The 15672-nt window shown below is 59.7% G+C and carries 13 protein-coding genes; 12 read left to right on the top strand and 1 reads right to left on the bottom strand.

Annotated elements, in window-relative coordinates:
- Positions 1-6: 6 nt before the first annotated feature.
- The 12 genes from hutI to KL786_RS10945 all read left to right on the top strand — a co-directional run bounded on the left by hutI (position 7) and on the right by KL786_RS10945 (position 13698).
- Entirely contained in the window at positions 7-1212 is a 1206-nt protein-coding gene (gene hutI, locus KL786_RS11000; protein WP_215517635.1) for an imidazolonepropionase, read from the top strand.
- Between the two features lie 13 nt (positions 1213-1225).
- Positions 1226-2026 carry an N-formylglutamate deformylase gene (hutG, locus tag KL786_RS10995; protein ID WP_215517634.1) on the top strand — a complete coding sequence of 267 codons (801 nt, stop codon included), beginning with the start codon at positions 1226-1228 and terminating at the stop codon, positions 2024-2026.
- Positions 2027-2326: 300 nt separating this feature from the next.
- Complete coding sequence (locus KL786_RS10990; RefSeq protein WP_215517633.1) at positions 2327-3166, top strand: RNase A-like domain-containing protein; 840 nt, start codon at positions 2327-2329, stop codon at positions 3164-3166.
- Between the two features lie 7 nt (positions 3167-3173).
- Positions 3174-3539 carry a hypothetical protein gene (locus tag KL786_RS10985; protein ID WP_050593422.1) on the top strand — a complete coding sequence of 122 codons (366 nt, stop codon included), beginning with the start codon at positions 3174-3176 and terminating at the stop codon, positions 3537-3539.
- A gap of 319 nt (positions 3540-3858) precedes the next feature.
- Positions 3859-4830, top strand: a complete 972-nt coding sequence (pip, locus tag KL786_RS10980) for a prolyl aminopeptidase (protein WP_032862250.1) — start codon at positions 3859-3861, stop codon at positions 4828-4830.
- Positions 4827-5264, top strand: coding sequence for a D-aminoacyl-tRNA deacylase (gene dtd, locus KL786_RS10975; protein WP_032862249.1), 438 nt, complete (start codon positions 4827-4829; stop codon positions 5262-5264). The genes pip and dtd overlap by 4 nt, the downstream gene beginning before the upstream one ends.
- A 312-nt stretch (positions 5265-5576) precedes the next feature.
- Positions 5577-7268: a glucan biosynthesis protein G gene (locus KL786_RS10970; protein WP_252193693.1), complete on the top strand. Its 1692-nt coding sequence runs from the start codon at positions 5577-5579 to the stop codon at positions 7266-7268.
- Positions 7261-9831 (top strand): glucans biosynthesis glucosyltransferase MdoH, encoded by a 2571-nt coding sequence (gene mdoH / locus KL786_RS10965; RefSeq protein WP_215517631.1) that lies wholly within the window; start codon positions 7261-7263, stop codon positions 9829-9831. Before KL786_RS10970 ends, mdoH begins: the two co-directional genes overlap by 8 nt.
- 229 nt (positions 9832-10060) lie before the next feature.
- Positions 10061-10861: a transporter substrate-binding domain-containing protein gene (locus tag KL786_RS10960; RefSeq protein ID WP_032862247.1), complete on the top strand. Its 801-nt coding sequence runs from the start codon at positions 10061-10063 to the stop codon at positions 10859-10861.
- 222 nt (positions 10862-11083) lie between these two features.
- The gene (locus KL786_RS10955; RefSeq protein WP_215517630.1) at positions 11084-11881 is read left to right on the top strand and encodes a transporter substrate-binding domain-containing protein; all 798 of its coding nucleotides are present in this window, start codon (positions 11084-11086) and stop codon (positions 11879-11881) included.
- A 130-nt stretch (positions 11882-12011) separates the two neighbouring features.
- Positions 12012-12971, top strand: coding sequence for an amino acid ABC transporter permease (locus KL786_RS10950; RefSeq protein WP_032862245.1), 960 nt, complete (start codon positions 12012-12014; stop codon positions 12969-12971).
- Entirely contained in the window at positions 12964-13698 is a 735-nt protein-coding gene (locus KL786_RS10945) for an amino acid ABC transporter ATP-binding protein (RefSeq protein WP_215517629.1), read from the top strand. The genes KL786_RS10950 and KL786_RS10945 overlap by 8 nt, the downstream gene beginning before the upstream one ends.
- A gap of 15 nt (positions 13699-13713) precedes the next feature.
- Here KL786_RS10945 and KL786_RS10940 read toward each other — a convergent pair whose 3' ends face one another.
- A complete protein-coding gene (locus KL786_RS10940; protein WP_215517628.1) occupies positions 13714-15621 on the bottom strand; it encodes a methyl-accepting chemotaxis protein in 1908 nt (635 codons plus the stop codon).
- Between the last annotated feature and the right edge of the window lie 51 nt (positions 15622-15672).

Here is a 15672-nt window from a genome sequence, read left to right as displayed (position 1 = left end):
GCGTTGATGAAAACGCTTTGGCACCACTGCCACATCGCAACCATGGCCCAGGGCACGTACTCGATCATCGAGGATGGTGCCATGGTCACGGCTGGCACGTTGATCGAATGGATCGGCCCTCGGGCCGAGCTGCCGAGCGGCGACTATGGGCAGATTCATGACTTGCAGGGGGCGTGGGTCACGCCGGGGCTGATCGATTGCCACACCCATACGGTGTTCGGCGGCAATCGCAGTGGCGAGTTCGAACAACGGCTGCAAGGCGTGAGCTACGCCGAGATCGCGGCGGCCGGTGGTGGCATTGCCAGCACTGTGCGCGCCACTCGCGCAGCCACCGAGGACGAGTTGTTCGACAGCGCCCGCCAGCGCCTGCGCAGTCTGCTGCGTGACGGTGTGACTACGGTGGAGATCAAGTCCGGCTACGGCCTGGACCTGGCCAACGAACGCAAGATGCTGCGCGTGGCCCGGCGCCTGGGCGACGAGCTGCCGGTCAGCGTGCGCGCCACCTGCCTGGCGGCCCATGCGTTACCGCCGGAGTACAAGGATCGCGCCGACGACTACATCGAGCATATCTGCAACGAGATGCTGCCAGCCCTGGCTGCTGAAGGGCTGGTGGATGCCGTGGATGCGTTCTGCGAATACCTGGCGTTTTCCACCGAGCAGGTCGAGCGTGTGTTCAAGGTCGCCCAGCGTTTGGGCTTGCCGGTGAAATTGCACGCCGAGCAATTGTCGTCCCTGCACGGCTCCAGCCTGGCTGCGCGGTATCACGCATTGTCGGCGGATCACCTGGAATTCATGACCGAGGACGATGCCATCGCCATGGCTGCTGCCGGCACCGTCGCGGTCTTGCTGCCGGGAGCGTTCTACTTCCTGCGCGAAACCCAATTGCCGCCGATGGACGCCTTGCGCAAGCACGGGGTGAAGATCGCCATCGCCAGCGACCTCAACCCCGGCACCTCGCCGGCGTTGTCGGTAAGGCTGATGCTGAACATGGCCTGCACCTTGTTCCGCATGACTCCGGAAGAAGCCCTGGCCGGTGCCACCCGACATGCGGCGACGGCCTTGGGCATGGGCGACACCCATGGCTCACTGGAAGTGGGCAAGGTCGCGGATTTTGTCGCCTGGCAGATCGACCGTCCTGCCGACCTGGCCTACTGGTTGGGCGGCGAGCTGGGTAAACGCGTCGTGCGCCATGGCGTCGACGTCACTGTGTAAAAGGAGTACCGCTGTGGATAAGGTTCTGAACTTCAAACAAGGTCGTGTGCCACTGCTGATCAGCATGCCCCACGCGGGCCTGCGCCTGACGCCTGCGGTCGAGGCCGGCTTGATCCCCGAGGCACAAAGCCTGCCCGATACCGACTGGCATATCCCCACGTTGTATGACTTTGCCCAAGAATTGGGCGCCAGCACCCTGGCGGCCGAGTATTCGCGGTTTGTGATCGACCTGAACCGGCCGTCCGACGACAAGCCGCTGTATGTCGGCGCGACCACCGGCCTGTTTCCAGCGACGCTGTTTGAGGGTGTGCCGTTGTTTATCGAAGGCAAGGAGCCGTCGAAAGAGCAGCGGGCAGCCTATCTGGAGCAGATCTGGACGCCCTATCACCAGACCCTGCAGCGCGAACTGGCGCGCCTCAAGGCTGAGTTTGGCTACGCGTTGCTGTTCGACGCACATTCGATCCGTTCAGTCATCCCGCACCTGTTTGAAGGCAAATTGCCGGACTTCAATCTCGGCACCTTTAATGGCGCCGCCTGCGATCCTGGGTTGGCCAGCCAATTGGAAGCGATCTGCGCCACTCATCCGCAATACAGCCATGTGCTGAACGGGCGCTTCAAGGGCGGGCATATCACCCGGCACTACGGCAACCCGGCGCAGGATATCCATGCGGTGCAACTGGAACTGGGGCAGTGCACGTATATGGAAGAGTTCGAGCCGTTCCGTTATCGGGCGGACCTGGCCGAGCCGACGCGGGTGGTGTTGAAGCAGTTGCTGCAAGGATTCCTGGCCTGGGGCCAGAAGCACTACACCTGAGCCAATGAAGATCAAAATGTGTGCGGGCTTGCTCGCGATAGAGTTGGGTCAGCCAGATAGAGTTTGACTGGCCCACCGCTATCGCAGGCAAGCCAGCTCCCACCGTTGAACTTTGTTGCCTTGAGTAAAGCGTTTGGCTGACCCGCTTCGGTTACTTTTTCAAAGATATTGAAAGGGCTGGCCTCTTAAGATAGTTCCGGTATTCGAGTAGGTCATTTCCCTAATGCTCTTGCCGCCATAGATGACGCCACGGTGCTTGCTAGTCTGCGCGCCCTAATGATCAAAGAAGGATGGTCTGTGGTGTCTCAGGATGAGGAGTTTCGAGTTGTTTTAAGTTATGCCCAGATGGCAGCGATTTTGGAGCACCAATCCCTGAGCGCTGCTGAAATCGCCTCAAATCGGATTTTTGGCGGTTTGCGTGTCGTTGGCGGGATTATCGAGTTGGCGGGAGCGGGAGTGTTGTGCGCGTTGCCTGAGCCTACGATGATCAGCAAGATGGGGTGTGTGGCCATGGGGGTACACGCCTCTGATCAGTTGGCTGCCGGTACTGCGCAGTTGGTCAGTGGCGAGACAGCCACGTCGTACGCCTACAAGTCTGGTCAGGCGATAGCCGCTGGCTTGGGAGCCTCACCTGCAACAGGGCACGTGATTGGTTTAGCCGGCGAGTTTGCCGTGCCGTTGTCCACCGCCAGCCTCTACGCAGCTTTTCGAGTCTCATCTGTTCAGGCTGGCAGGATGAGGCTTAATGTGAGTGAGCGACCTCTGCATGCACCGAAAAAACTTGGTGGTGGTCATGCTTATGGGTTGCATGTCGGAAAGTCGCTGGAGTTTGTGCAAAAACGCGCCCAAAAAATGCCCAATGCCGAGAGTATTTCAACGTTCAGTAACGCTGAGGTTGCGGAATGGGCTGTAAGCCAGGCGTTGCAGATGAATAAGCTCAAAGTTGTATTCATGTCCAAGTTCAAAGCGCGCTCCAGCGTCTATACCATTGAAGCAAGTCTTGGGCAGGTTGTGGGCTGGGGAATACGACCGCGCTTTCCTCAGACGATCATCCACATGACCAAGGTGCGGGTGGTTATCAAGTTCGAGGAGTTCAACAACATGCCGATGTATGTGTTGACTGCCTTTCCGATTATCTGAGGCGGTTATGGCTTACGAACGTTTAACGAGTTTCATGTATAGCGAAGTGGGCGAGAGGGTCGGTGCGTGGCGCAGGGAAGGTGAAGCTGCAATTGTGCCCTTTTCCTTGCAGGACATTGTGCAAGGCTATGTTGACGCTCACTCCCGCCTCAGCGTCTGGCTACTCAAGCGGGAAATACACCGCTACCTGCGTAATAACCTGACATCTGGCCGCTTGCGCAATGCCGCACCGTTTGATTATGAACTGTGCTTTTCAGAGCATTACTTCGGTTGTAACAACCACCAGTTCTTGCTGTGGGTCTGTCGGCTTCTGGATGAGAACCTCAAACGGACCCAGTGGCGAGGCATAAAGCGGCTGTTCAATAAGCGCTGATAACACGACGCAAAGGATCTACAGCTGCCCAGGCCTCAAACCCTGCTTCGTACGCGTCAGATCAAACAATGGAGAACAAATGTGGGAGCGGGCTTGCCCGCGATAGCGGTCTGTCAGTTCAAAAAATATGTCGACTGATACGCCGCTATCGCGAGCAAGCCCGCTCCCACACGTGGTTCCGTGAGTCTTCCTGGCGAATCGCTGACGCAGATCCAAGCCCTCAAGAACATGCTCATTGCACAATTCGGGTTTATGATGCCAGACGGCAAAATAATAGACGTCCCCCCAGGGATGGAACCGACCCCTTACGGAGCGCGCAATGCAGACTTTGTACCCGCAGATCAAACCCTACGCCCGGCACGATCTGGCCGTCGACCAAACCCACACGCTGTATGTCGACGAAAGCGGTTCCCCGCAAGGTTTGCCCGTTGTCTTCATCCATGGCGGCCCGGGTGCCGGGTGCGATGCCAATAGCCGCTGCTATTTCGATCCCAACCTGTACCGCATTGTCACCTTTGATCAGCGCGGTTGCGGGCGTTCCACGCCGCGGGCCAACCTGGAAAACAACACCACCTGGGACCTGGTGGCCGACCTTGAGCGCATTCGCGAGCACCTGGGCATAGAAAAATGGGTGCTGTTCGGCGGCTCCTGGGGTTCGACCCTGGCCCTGGCCTACGCGCAAACCCACCCCGACCGCGTGCATGGCCTGATCGTACGCGGCATCTTCCTGGCCCGTCCCCAGGACATTCAATGGTTCTACCAGGCCGGCGCGAGCCGTTTGTTCCCGGATTACTGGCAGGATTACATCGCGCCAATCCCCGTGGAAGAACGCCACGACATGATCAGCGCCTACCACAAGCGCCTGACCGGCAACGACCAGATCGCCCAGATGCATGCCGCCAAGGCCTGGTCCACCTGGGAAGGCCGCATGCTGGGCCTGTGTCCCAACCCGCAACTGATCGAGCGCTTTTCCGAACCCCAGCGCGCCCTGTCGATTGCCCGCATCGAGTGCCACTACTTCACCAATAATTCATTCCTTGAGCCCAACCAACTGATTCGCGACATGCACAAGATCGCCCATCTGCCTGGCATCATCGTGCATGGCCGCTACGATATGATCTGCCCGCTGGACAATGCCTGGGAACTGCATCAAGCCTGGCCGAACAGCGAACTGCAGGTGATCCGCGAGGCGGGGCACGCGGCTTCCGAGCCCGGAATCACTGATGCATTGGTGCGTGCGGCGAGCCAGATGGCACGGCGCCTGCTTGATTTGCCACCCGAAGAAGCATGAAAGGCCTTTTGCAGCGGGTACGCGGTGCCCGGGTCGAGGTGGCGGGGGAAGTGGTCGGTGCGATAGACCAGGGTTTGCTGGTGCTGGTAGCCGTCGAGCCTTCAGATACCGTGGCCAGTGCCGACAAGCTGTTGCATAAGCTGCTTAACTATCGGGTGTTCAGTGACGACGAGGGCAAGATGAACCTGTCGTTGAAGGATATTGGCGGCGGTTTGTTGCTGGTGTCCCAGTTCACCCTGGCAGCCGATACCAAGAGCGGCTTGCGTCCCAGCTTCTCCACGGCGGCTCCTCCGGCGCTGGGCGAGGCGCTTTTCGAGCACTTGTTGCTACAAGCGCAACAATTGCATGGCACGGTGGCGTCGGGGCGTTTTGGCGCGGATATGCAGGTGCATTTGGTCAATGACGGGCCGGTCACCTTCCTTTTGCAGACCTGATTGTATGAAAAACGACTTTTAATGCGCAAAAACGCAAGTTTTCGCTACAAATACTTCGCTGCCCCTGCTGCGTTATCTCACCGGCTACTAGATAATCGCGCGCTACGGGGATCAGCGTAAATTGGTCCATTTTTGACTTAGGTAGAGACTTGTCCGAGTGCCGTTGGGGAATCATTTAGCCCCTTCGGAGTCGGAACAATGCTCGCCAACCTGGCATATAGATAGCTGGCCGTTGGTTTTTTGATCTGTTTTCGGCGAGGGTTGCTCGTGATTGTTAGTCCCTGTAATGCACCAAAATTGTCTGCCAAACGGTTGCGAAACGCACTGGTAACGGGCTCTGCCCTGTTTTGCCTGTTCGGCGCGGGTCAACTGTGGGCATTCAGTCTGGACGATGTGTCGGCCAAGGCAAAAGAGCTGGCCGGGCAGAAATACGAAGCCCCGCGCAGCAATCTGCCGAACGAATTCCGCGAAATGAAGTTCGCTGACTACCAGAAAATTCGTTTCCGCAATGAAAAAGCCGAGTGGGCCGATCAGAAAACCCCGTTCAAGCTGTCCTTCTATCACCAGGGCATGCACTTCGATACGCCGGTGAAGATCAACGAAGTCACCGCGACCGACGTCAAGGAAATCAAGTACGACCCGACGCGTTTCGATTTCGGTGACGTCAAGTTCGATCCCAAAGCCACCGAACAGCTGGGTTATGCCGGTTTCCGTGTGCTGTACCCGATCAACAAGGACGACAAGCAAGACGAAATCATGACCATGCTCGGCGCCAGCTATTTCCGCGTCGTAGGCAAGGACCAGGTCTACGGCCTGTCCGCCCGTGGCATGGCGATCGACACCGCGCTGCCGTCCGGCGAAGAGTTCCCGCGTTTCACCGAGTTCTGGATCGAGCGTCCAAAGCCGGGTGACAAGCACCTGGTGATTTTTGCCCTGCTGGACTCGCCACGGGCCACCGGCGCTTATCGCCTGATCCTGCGCCCGGGCACCGACACGATTGTCGACGTCAAGTCGCAGATGTTCCTGCGCGACAAGGTCAGCAAGCTGGGCGTTGCCCCGCTGACCAGCATGTTCCTGTTCGGCGCCAACCAGCCGTCCAAGGTCCTCAACTACCGTCGCGAACTGCACGATTCTAGCGGCCTGTCGATCCATGCCGGTAACGGCGAGTGGATCTGGCGCCCGCTGAACAACCCTAAACACCTGTCGGTCAGCAACTTCTCGGTGGAAAACCCGCGTGGTTTCGGCCTGTTGCAGCGTGGTCGCAACTTCAGCCAGTACGAAGACCTCGACGACAACTACGACAAGCGCCCAAGCGCCTGGATCGAGCCTGAAGGTGACTGGGGCAAGGGTTCGGTCGATCTGGTAGAGATTCCGACCGCCGATGAAACCAACGACAACATCGTTGCGTTCTGGAGCCCGGCCGAGTTGCCCAAGCCAGGCGAGCCGCTGGATGTCGCCTACCGCCTGCACTGGACCTTGGACGATGCACCGTTCCACTCGCCAGACAGCGCCTGGGTCAAGCAGACCCTGCGTTCGACCGGTGACGTGAAACAATCGAACCTGATCCGCCAGCCAGACGGCAGCGTGGCCTATCTGGTGGACTTCGAGGGCCCGTCCCTCAAGGCCTTGAAGCCAGATGCAGCAGTGCGCGGCCAGGTCAGCGTCGGTGAAAACGGCGAAGTCGTGGAAAACAGCGTGCGCTACAACCCGCACACCAAGGGCTGGCGCCTGACCCTGCGCTTGAAGATCAAGGATGCGGGCAAGCCGACCGAAATGCGTGCGGCCCTGGTCCAGGACATCGTCAAACCTGAGCCAGAGCAGGTTTCCACCCAAGTCCTGAAGGCTGACAAAGTCTTGGCCAAGCAACACGAGAAGCACGCCAAGAAAGACGCCAAGGACAAGCAAGACAAGCAGCCAGAAGCTGCCCCAGCCACCCCGGAACCGGTCAAGACAGAACAAGTCCTGACTGAAACCTGGAGCAATCAGTTGCCTGCCGATGAGTAACTCTCAAGCCCAGCCAGAGACTCTTGCCGAGTACCTGGCGCATCTTCCGATGACCGACGAGCAGCGCGCCGAACTGGCGGGCTGCAAGTCCTTCTCCGAGCTGCACGAGCGCCTGTCGTCCTCGACTTTTGATGCGCCTGTGGATGCTGCACAGGCGTCGGTTGGCCGTCGGTTGACCCTGAGCACTGCCGAAGAACTGGCAGACGCCGAAATGCTGGTGCTCGATGCCAGCGGCCGGGTTTGCCTGAAGGCCACGCCGCCGATCCGTCGCACCAAAGTGGTGCCAGAGCCTTGGCGCACCAATATCCTGGTACGCGGCTGGCGCCGGCTGACGGGTCGCACCAACCCGCCGGAACCGAAAAAAGACGAGCGCGTGCTGCCCGCTGCCCGCTGGCGCACTGTCGGTTCGATCCGCCGCTATATCCTGCTGGTGCTGATGCTCGGCCAGACGATTGTGGCGGGCTGGTACATGAAAGGCATCATGCCTTACCAGGGTTGGTCCTTCGTCGACTTTGACGAGATCCGCAACCAGACCCTGCTGCAAACCGCGACCCAGGTGCTGCCGTACGCCCTGCAAACCAGCATCCTGATCATGTTCGGGATTCTGTTCTGCTGGGTTTCGGCGGGTTTCTGGACGGCACTGATGGGCTTCCTTGAGTTGCTCACCGGCCATGACAAGTACCGTATTTCCGGGAAAAGCGCCGGCGACGAGCCTATCCCCAAGGATGCCCGTACCGCGTTGGTGATGCCGATTTGCAACGAAGACGTGCCGCGGGTGTTTGCCGGCCTGCGCGCGACCTTCGAATCGGTGGCCGCCACTGGCGACCTGGACCGTTTCGATTTCTTCGTGCTCAGCGACAGTAACGACGCCGATATCTGCATCGCCGAACAGCAAGCCTGGCTTGATGTCTGCCGCGAGGCCGGTGGCTTTGGCAAGATCTTCTATCGCCGCCGCCGCCGTCGCGTCAAACGCAAGAGCGGCAACCTCGACGACTTCTGCCGTCGCTGGGGCGGTGACTACAAGTACATGGTGGTCCTCGACGCCGACAGCGTGATGAGCGGCGAATGCCTGACCAGCCTGGTGCGCCTGATGGAAGCCACGCCGGACGCGGGGATCATCCAGACCGCGCCACGTGCCTCGGGCATGGACACCCTGTATGCGCGCATGCAGCAGTTCGCTACCCGCGTCTATGGCCCGCTGTTCACCGCTGGCCTGCACTTCTGGCAGTTGGGCGAGTCCCACTACTGGGGCCACAACGCGATCATCCGCATGAAGCCGTTTATCGAGCACTGCGCCCTGGCGCCATTGCCGGGTAAAGGCGCGTTTGCCGGTTCCATCCTGTCCCACGACTTTGTTGAAGCCGCGCTGATGCGTCGTGCCGGCTGGGGCGTATGGATTGCCTACGACTTGCCCGGCAGCTACGAAGAACTGCCGCCGAACCTGCTGGATGAACTCAAGCGTGACCGTCGCTGGTGCCACGGCAACCTGATGAACTTCCGCCTGTTCCTGGTCAAGGGCATGCACCCGGTACACCGTGCGGTGTTCCTCACTGGCGTGATGTCGTACCTGTCGGCGCCGTTGTGGTTCCTGTTCCTGGTGCTGTCCACGGCCTTGCTGGCGGTCAACACCCTGATGGAGCCGCAGTACTTCATGGCGCCCCGCCAGTTGTACCCGCTGTGGCCACAATGGCATCCGGACAAGGCGGTGGCACTGTTCTCCACCACCATCGTGCTGCTGTTCCTGCCCAAGTTGCTCAGCATCATCCTGATCTGGGCCAAGGGCGCGAAAGAGTTCGGTGGCAAGTTCAAGGTGACCTTGTCGATGCTGCTGGAGATGCTGTTCTCCATGCTGCTGGCGCCGGTGCGGATGATTTTTCACACCCGTTTTGTACTGGCCGCGTTCCTCGGATGGGCTGCGACCTGGAACTCGCCGCAGCGTGACGACGACTCCACGCCATGGAGCGAGGCGGTCAAGCGCCACGGCCCGCAGACCTTGCTGGGCTTCTTCTGGGCACTGCTGGTGGTGTGGTTGAACCCAAGCTTCCTGTGGTGGCTGGTGCCGATTGTCGGTTCGCTGATGCTGTCGATCCCGGTCTCGGTGATCTCCAGCCGGGTCAAGCTGGGCCTCAAGTCTCGCGACGAAAGCCTGTTCCTGATTCCTGAGGAATACAACCCGCCGCAAGCGTTGCTGTCGACCGACCGCTACACCCATGAAAACCGTTGGCATGCACTCAATGACGGTTTTGTGCGGGCGGTGGTTGATCCGCAGCAGAACGCCCTGGCCTGCGCCCTGGCGACTTCCCGGCATGGCCAGGCGGAGCCGATCGAGTGGCTGCGTACCGAGCGTGTGCGGCATGCGTTGAAGGTTGGCCCGGCGGGCCTGAACAACAACGAGCGTGTGGCCTTGCTCAGCGACCCGGTGGCCCTGGCGCGCTTGCATGAGCAAGTCTGGGGCGAAGGGCATGCCGAGTGGCTTGGCGCCTGGCGTGAGTCGGTCAAGTCCGACCCGCATGCGCCGTTGCTGCCGTTGCAACCGCTGCCGTCCCAGGCGCAACCTGCCTGATTCAGACGCCCCCGAGACCGGTCTCGGGGGCGCTTGAAACGCCCGTCCTACAGCGCCAGTCGCTTGCGCTTTACCCCTCTAACTTCGATACAAAAGACCCTGGTTCAAGGCGTATTGCCGTGCCTGTCAGTGAGTTAGGATCGCCCCCAAAATCTGAATCGACCGCCTCTGGTGTGCGCTGACCGCACAACGCCTGGTGCGCGGCTGCTTAATGAAAAAGGGGCTTTTCATGATCAAAGGTTACTGGTCGATGCTGTTGCTGGGCATTGTCGCGTTGGTACAGGTGCAGATGGCACAGGCAGGCGCCGTTGACGAGGCGGTGCGGCGTGGCGTGCTGAAAGTGGGCACCGATCCCAACTACGTGCCCTTTGAAATGACTGACCGGCAGGGGCGTGTCATCGGTTTTGAAGCTGATCTGCTCGAAGCCATGAGCGATGCCTTGGGGGTGACGCTGGAATGGGTGCCGGTGGCGTATACCGAACTGATCCCGGGCCTGTTGGCCGACCGGTTCGACATGATCGGCAGCGGCATGACCGTGACCCAGGAGCGCAATCTCAAGCTCAACTTCAGTGATTCATTCATCATCGTCGGCCAGACCGTCCTGCTCCACCCGCGCCTGGCCGGGAAAGTCAGCAGCATTGAGGATTTGAACGAGGCCGGCTATCGGATTGCCTCAACCGATGGCACGACGGGCGAGGCGGCGGCACGACGCTTTGTGGGCGCTGCGCAACTGCGCAGTTTTGCCACGGCGGAGGAGGGCATACGCCAGGTGGTCAGCGGCAGGATGGATGCCTTTATCCACGATGCGCCCTATAACCTGATTGCCCTGGCCAAGCCGCAAAACCACGCGCTGCTGGCCCTGGAGCAGCCCTTCACCTATGAACCCCTGGCGTTTGGCCTGAAGAAGGGCGATTACGACAGCCTGAACTGGATCAATCACTTCCTCAACCAAATTGCCCAGGATGGCACCTACGATCGGTTGCATGACAAGTGGTTCAGGGACACGGACTGGTTGTCGGAGATCGAATGACGGTCACAACTGCTTACATAACTCCAAGGTAAGCAGCCACCATGGCAAACCGTCTAACAGCGCTTTTCCCTGGATTTATGTGGGGTTTTTCTGTCATATCCGCCAACAAATCCTGGCTAGACCTTTGTGCCGGTGGGCGAGTGGGTTAGCATCGCTCCCCGAAGAAATAGTGCGGCCATGCGAAGGCCTGCATCAAAATAAAATGAGTCAGGGGACTTGGTGATGAAAAAGTATCTTTCGATGCTGATGCTCGGCGTGACGGCCCTGCTGGCAGTCAATACGGCCCAGGCGGGTGCGATTGACGAAGCGGTCAAGCGCGGTACCTTGAAAGTCGGCATGGATCCGACCTACATGCCGTTCGAGATGACCAACAAACGCGGTGAGATCATTGGTTTTGAAGTCGACCTGCTCAAGGCGATGGCCAAGTCCATGGGCGTCAAGCTGGAGCTGGTCTCCACCGGTTACGACGGCATCATCCCGGCCTTCCTGACCGGCAAGTTCGACATGATCGGCAGCGGCATGACCCTGACCCAGGAACGCAACCTGCGCCTGAACTTCAGCGAACCCTTCATCGTGGTTGGCCAGACCCTGCTGATTCGCAAGGAGCTGGAAGGCACCATCAAGTCCTACAAAGACCTGAATGACGAGAAATACCGCCTGACCTCCAAGCTCGGCACCACCGGCGAGATGGTGGCCAAGAAGCTGATCTCCAAGGCCAAGTACCACGGCTACGACAATGAGCAGGAAGGTGTGCTTGACGTGGTCAACGGCAAGGCCGATGCCTTTGTCTACGACGCGCCGTACAACGTGGTTGCCGAGAAAAAAGTCGGTAACGGCAAGCTGGTTTTCCTTGAAGAACCCTTCACCTTTGAGCCTCTGGCATTCGGTCTGAAGAAAGGCGACTACGACAGCATCAACTTCATCAACAACTTCCTGCACCAGATCCGCAACGACGGCACCTACGATCGCATCCATGACAAGTGGTTCAAGAGCTCCGAGTGGCTCAAGGACATGGAATAAGCCAGACACCGCGTCGCGCCCATCGCAGGCAAGCCAGCTCCCACATTTGAAGGCATTTACAGATCAAAAGGTGGGAGCGGGCTTGCCCGCGATGGCGGTCTGACAGCCGATACACATCCCGGAACCCGCAATGAAACAGAAAAAAGCCCAATGGCCCTGGCACCTGCTGACCGTGCTGGTGCTGGTCGGCCTGGCCGGCGCGTTGTACTACGCCACCTCGCTGATGTCCTACGAATGGCGCTGGAACCGCGTGCCGCAATACTTTGCCTATCAGGCTGAAGAATCCAAGCGGGCGGCGGATATTTCCACCGTGGTCGAGTTGGTGCGCAAGGGCGACGTTGCTGAAGTTACCCTGCGCAACGACGCTGGCGCCGAGCAGCACCTGACGGTGGCCGAAAACAGCCTGCAAGTGGCCCGTGGCGACGATGTGGCCGAAGGCGATGTGATCGGCGTGACCCGGCATTGGGCGCTGGGCCCGTTGATGTGGGGCTTGTGGACCACCCTGTGGCTGTCGCTGGTCTCGGGGGTATTGGGCTTGTTCATCGGCCTGGCAACCGGTCTGTGTCGTTTGTCGAATAACCCGACCTTGCGCGATCTGTCGACGATCTACGTCGAACTGGTACGCGGCACGCCGCTATTGGTGCAGATCTTCATCTTCTACTTCTTTATCGGCACGGTGCTGAACCTGTCCCGTGAGTTTGCGGGCATCGCCGCGCTGTCGCTGTTTACCGGTGCTTATGTGGCAGAAATCGTGCGTGCCGGTGTGCAGTCGATTGCCCGTGGCCAAGGCGAAGCTGCCCGGTCCCTGGGCTTGAGCGCCAGCCAGTCGATGCGCCATGTGGTGCTGCCGCAGGCCTTCAAGCGCGTGCTGCCGCCGTTGGCCGGGCAATTTATCAGCCTGGTCAAGGACACTTCGCTGGTGTCGGTGATCGCCATTACCGAGCTGCTCAAGAGCGGTCGCGAGGTCATCACCACCTCGTTCTCGCCGTTTGAAATCCTGTTCTGTGTCGCAGGCCTGTACCTGCTGATCAACCTGCCGCTGTCGAAAATGGCCAGCCGGCTTGAGCGGAGGCTCGCGCAAAGTGATTGAAGTCCGCGATCTGGTAAAAGTCTTCGATACCCGTGGGCACGTGGTCCGCGCGGTGGATCACGTCACCACCCAGGTGGCCAAGGGCGAAGTGCTGGTGGTGATCGGCCCGTCCGGCTCTGGAAAATCGACCTTCCTGCGCTGCCTCAATGGTCTGGAGGAGTTCGACTCCGGTTCGGTGAGCATTGACGGCCTGCAACTGGCCGACCCCAAGACCGATGTGAACGCCTATCGCCGGGAAGTCGGCATGGTGTTCCAGCACTTCAACCTGTTCCCCCACATGACCGTGCTGGAAAACCTGTGCCTGGCGCAGAAAGTGGTGCGCAAGCGCGGCAAGAAGGAGCGCGAGGCCAAGGCCCTGGCGTTGCTGGACAAGGTCGGCATTGCGCAGAAAGCCAACGAGTTTCCTTCCAGGCTTTCCGGTGGCCAGCAACAGCGCGTGGCGATTGCCCGGGCGTTGGCGATGGAACCCAAGGTCATGCTGTTTGACGAGCCCACCTCGGCGCTGGACCCGGAAATGGTCGGCGAAGTGCTGGATGTCATGAAAACTTTGGCCCTGGAAGGTATGACCATGGTCTGCGTGACCCACGAAATGGGCTTTGCCCGTGAAGTGGCGGATCGGGTGCTGTTTTTCGATCACGGCAAACTGTTGGAAGATGCTGCGCCCGCGCAGTTCTTCGACTCGCCGAAGGACCCACGGGCACAGGCGTTTTTGCGTCAGGTTCTGTAAGCCGCATGGGCAGGTTCATACCTTGAACTTGCCCACGCATCGCTGAAGGTCCGCTCCCAGGCGTGCCAATTCAATGCTCGCCGCCGCCGTCTGTTCGCTGGCAGCGGCGGTTTGTTCCGACACGTCCCTGACTTTCAACACACTGCGATTGATCTCCTCGGCCACCGCACTTTGCTCTTCGGCGGCGGCGGCGATCTGTGGATTCATTTCCTGGATGACGGACACGGTGCGCGCGATCTCGTTCAGAGCGTCCCCGGCGTTGCGGGTCAGGCCCACACTGCGGTCGGTCAGGGTGCGGCTGTTGTCCATGATGTCGGCGACCTGTTGCGTGCCATTGTGCAACCCGCCAATCAGTTCTTCGATTTCCTCGGCGGACTGTTGGGTACGTTGGGCGAGGCTGCGCACCTCATCGGCGACCACGGCAAACCCTTGGCCAGCTTCACCGGCACGTGCGGCCTCGATCGCCGCATTGAGCGCCAGCAGGTTGGTCTGCTGGGATACTGACTTGATCACCTCCAGCACACTGCCGATCTTCTGGCTTTCCCGTTGCAGGCCCAGCATGGCCTGGCTTGAACGCGCCATTTCGTGGGCGAGGTGCTCAATGTGCGCCACCGCATCCGTCACCACCTGGTCGCCCAGTTCGGTCTGCTGATTGGCCTGGTTGGCGGCAATCGAGGCCTGTTCGGCATGCCGGGCGACTTCCTGGGCGGTGGCGAGCATCTGATTCATGGCAGTGGCTACCTGCTCGGTTTCGTCACGCTGATTACTGACGCCGGCCCGGGTTTGTTCGGTGACGGTGGAAAGCTCCTCGGCGGCGCTGGCGATTTGCCGGGCATTGTCGCTGATGCTACCAATCAGCCCCCGCAGGTTCAGGGTCATTTGCGCCATGCTGCATTGCAGCTGGCCCAGTTCATCTCGGCGCAGGGTCTGTACATCGTGGCTCAGGTCGCCATCGGCAATTCGATTGGCCACTGCCAGCGCCCTGCGCAGTGGCTTGACGATCTGCCCGGCGATTATCCAGGCGGCCAGGGCGCCCAGGAGCAAGGCCGCACCAGTAATGGCCAGGGTCTGGGTGCGGGCGTGCTGAGCTTCCTGGTCGCGTCGTTGGGTTTGGTCCTGGCTTAGTAGATCGCTCTGCGCCAGCAGTTGATCCCACTGCTGCTCCAGTAGGTTTTGCGAAGTCTCGGTAGCAAGTTGGGTCTCCTTGAGACGTGTTAGATGCGTACGCAGGCTAAGCACAGCATTGTTTAATGCGCTGCTGTCTACCGGCAGCTTCGCCACAGCGGCCTGGGCCAGTTCAAGGTTACGCTCTGCATCGCTAACGATCTGGGTATAAACATCCAGGGAGTCGACCGCCCAGGCGGGGCTCTGGGTGCGATCTTCGGCGTGCTCCATGGCCTGGCGCAGATTCTCGATGGTGTCGAGGGCCTTTTCATCTTCCTGGTCCGGCAGGTCGCTGGCCAGTTGCGCCAGGATGTCGCTGGCCCGAATGGAACTCTGTCTTAATTGCTCACGGGCAGTCTCCCGTTGTTTGACCAGGGCAGGGACATCCTTGAGTGTGGTTTTGAATGTGCCGCCAATGCGGGTCATGTTTTGCAAGTATTGGACGGACGTCAGTACTTTGAGGCGGTTTGAAAGCTCGCCCAGGTGGGCGTCGACTTTCTCCATGCTCAGGTTCAGCTTGTTGAGATTGGCTGCATCGTCAAGGGTGCGGTAAAGGATTCTATCTGTCCGTAGTTCTTCGCCGGTGACCGCCAGTTGCGACAGCACGGAGAGGGTCTGCGAGCGGTAGAGCGAGGCGGCAAGCGCCTGCCAACCGGTCAAGGCAATGACAAGGCTGAGGGCCAAGACCAAGGCGAAACCCAAGGTCAGCTTGAGGGTGACGCTGGCGTTACCCAGCATGTGGCTCATTTGGCGAAACATGGTCAACCTCCGACAAGGGAACACAAGAGGTTCAAGGTGCAGGCACATTGA

This window comes from Pseudomonas sp. TAE6080 (assembly GCF_018732265.1).
Lineage (GTDB): Bacteria > Pseudomonadota > Gammaproteobacteria > Pseudomonadales > Pseudomonadaceae > Aquipseudomonas > Aquipseudomonas brenneri.
Note: the sequence above shows the minus strand (reverse complement) of the source record. Positions and strands in the feature narration are given on the sequence as shown.

Excerpts from the sequence above, each read along its gene's own strand:
- hutI (WP_215517635.1), top strand. The coding sequence starts at position 7 with ATGAAAACGCTTTGGCACCACTGCCACATCGCAACCATGGCCCAGGGC.
- KL786_RS10985 (WP_050593422.1), top strand. The coding sequence starts at position 3,174 with ATGGCTTACGAACGTTTAACGAGTTTCATGTATAGCGAAGTGGGCGAG.
- pip (WP_032862250.1), top strand. The coding sequence starts at position 3,859 with ATGCAGACTTTGTACCCGCAGATCAAACCCTACGCCCGGCACGATCTG.
- dtd (WP_032862249.1), top strand. The coding sequence starts at position 4,827 with ATGAAAGGCCTTTTGCAGCGGGTACGCGGTGCCCGGGTCGAGGTGGCG.
- mdoH (WP_215517631.1), top strand. The coding sequence starts at position 7,261 with ATGAGTAACTCTCAAGCCCAGCCAGAGACTCTTGCCGAGTACCTGGCG.
- KL786_RS10960 (WP_032862247.1), top strand. The coding sequence starts at position 10,061 with ATGATCAAAGGTTACTGGTCGATGCTGTTGCTGGGCATTGTCGCGTTG.
- KL786_RS10955 (WP_215517630.1), top strand. The coding sequence starts at position 11,084 with ATGAAAAAGTATCTTTCGATGCTGATGCTCGGCGTGACGGCCCTGCTG.
- KL786_RS10950 (WP_032862245.1), top strand. The coding sequence starts at position 12,012 with ATGAAACAGAAAAAAGCCCAATGGCCCTGGCACCTGCTGACCGTGCTG.
- KL786_RS10940 (WP_215517628.1), bottom strand. The coding sequence starts at position 15,621 with ATGTTTCGCCAAATGAGCCACATGCTGGGTAACGCCAGCGTCACCCTC.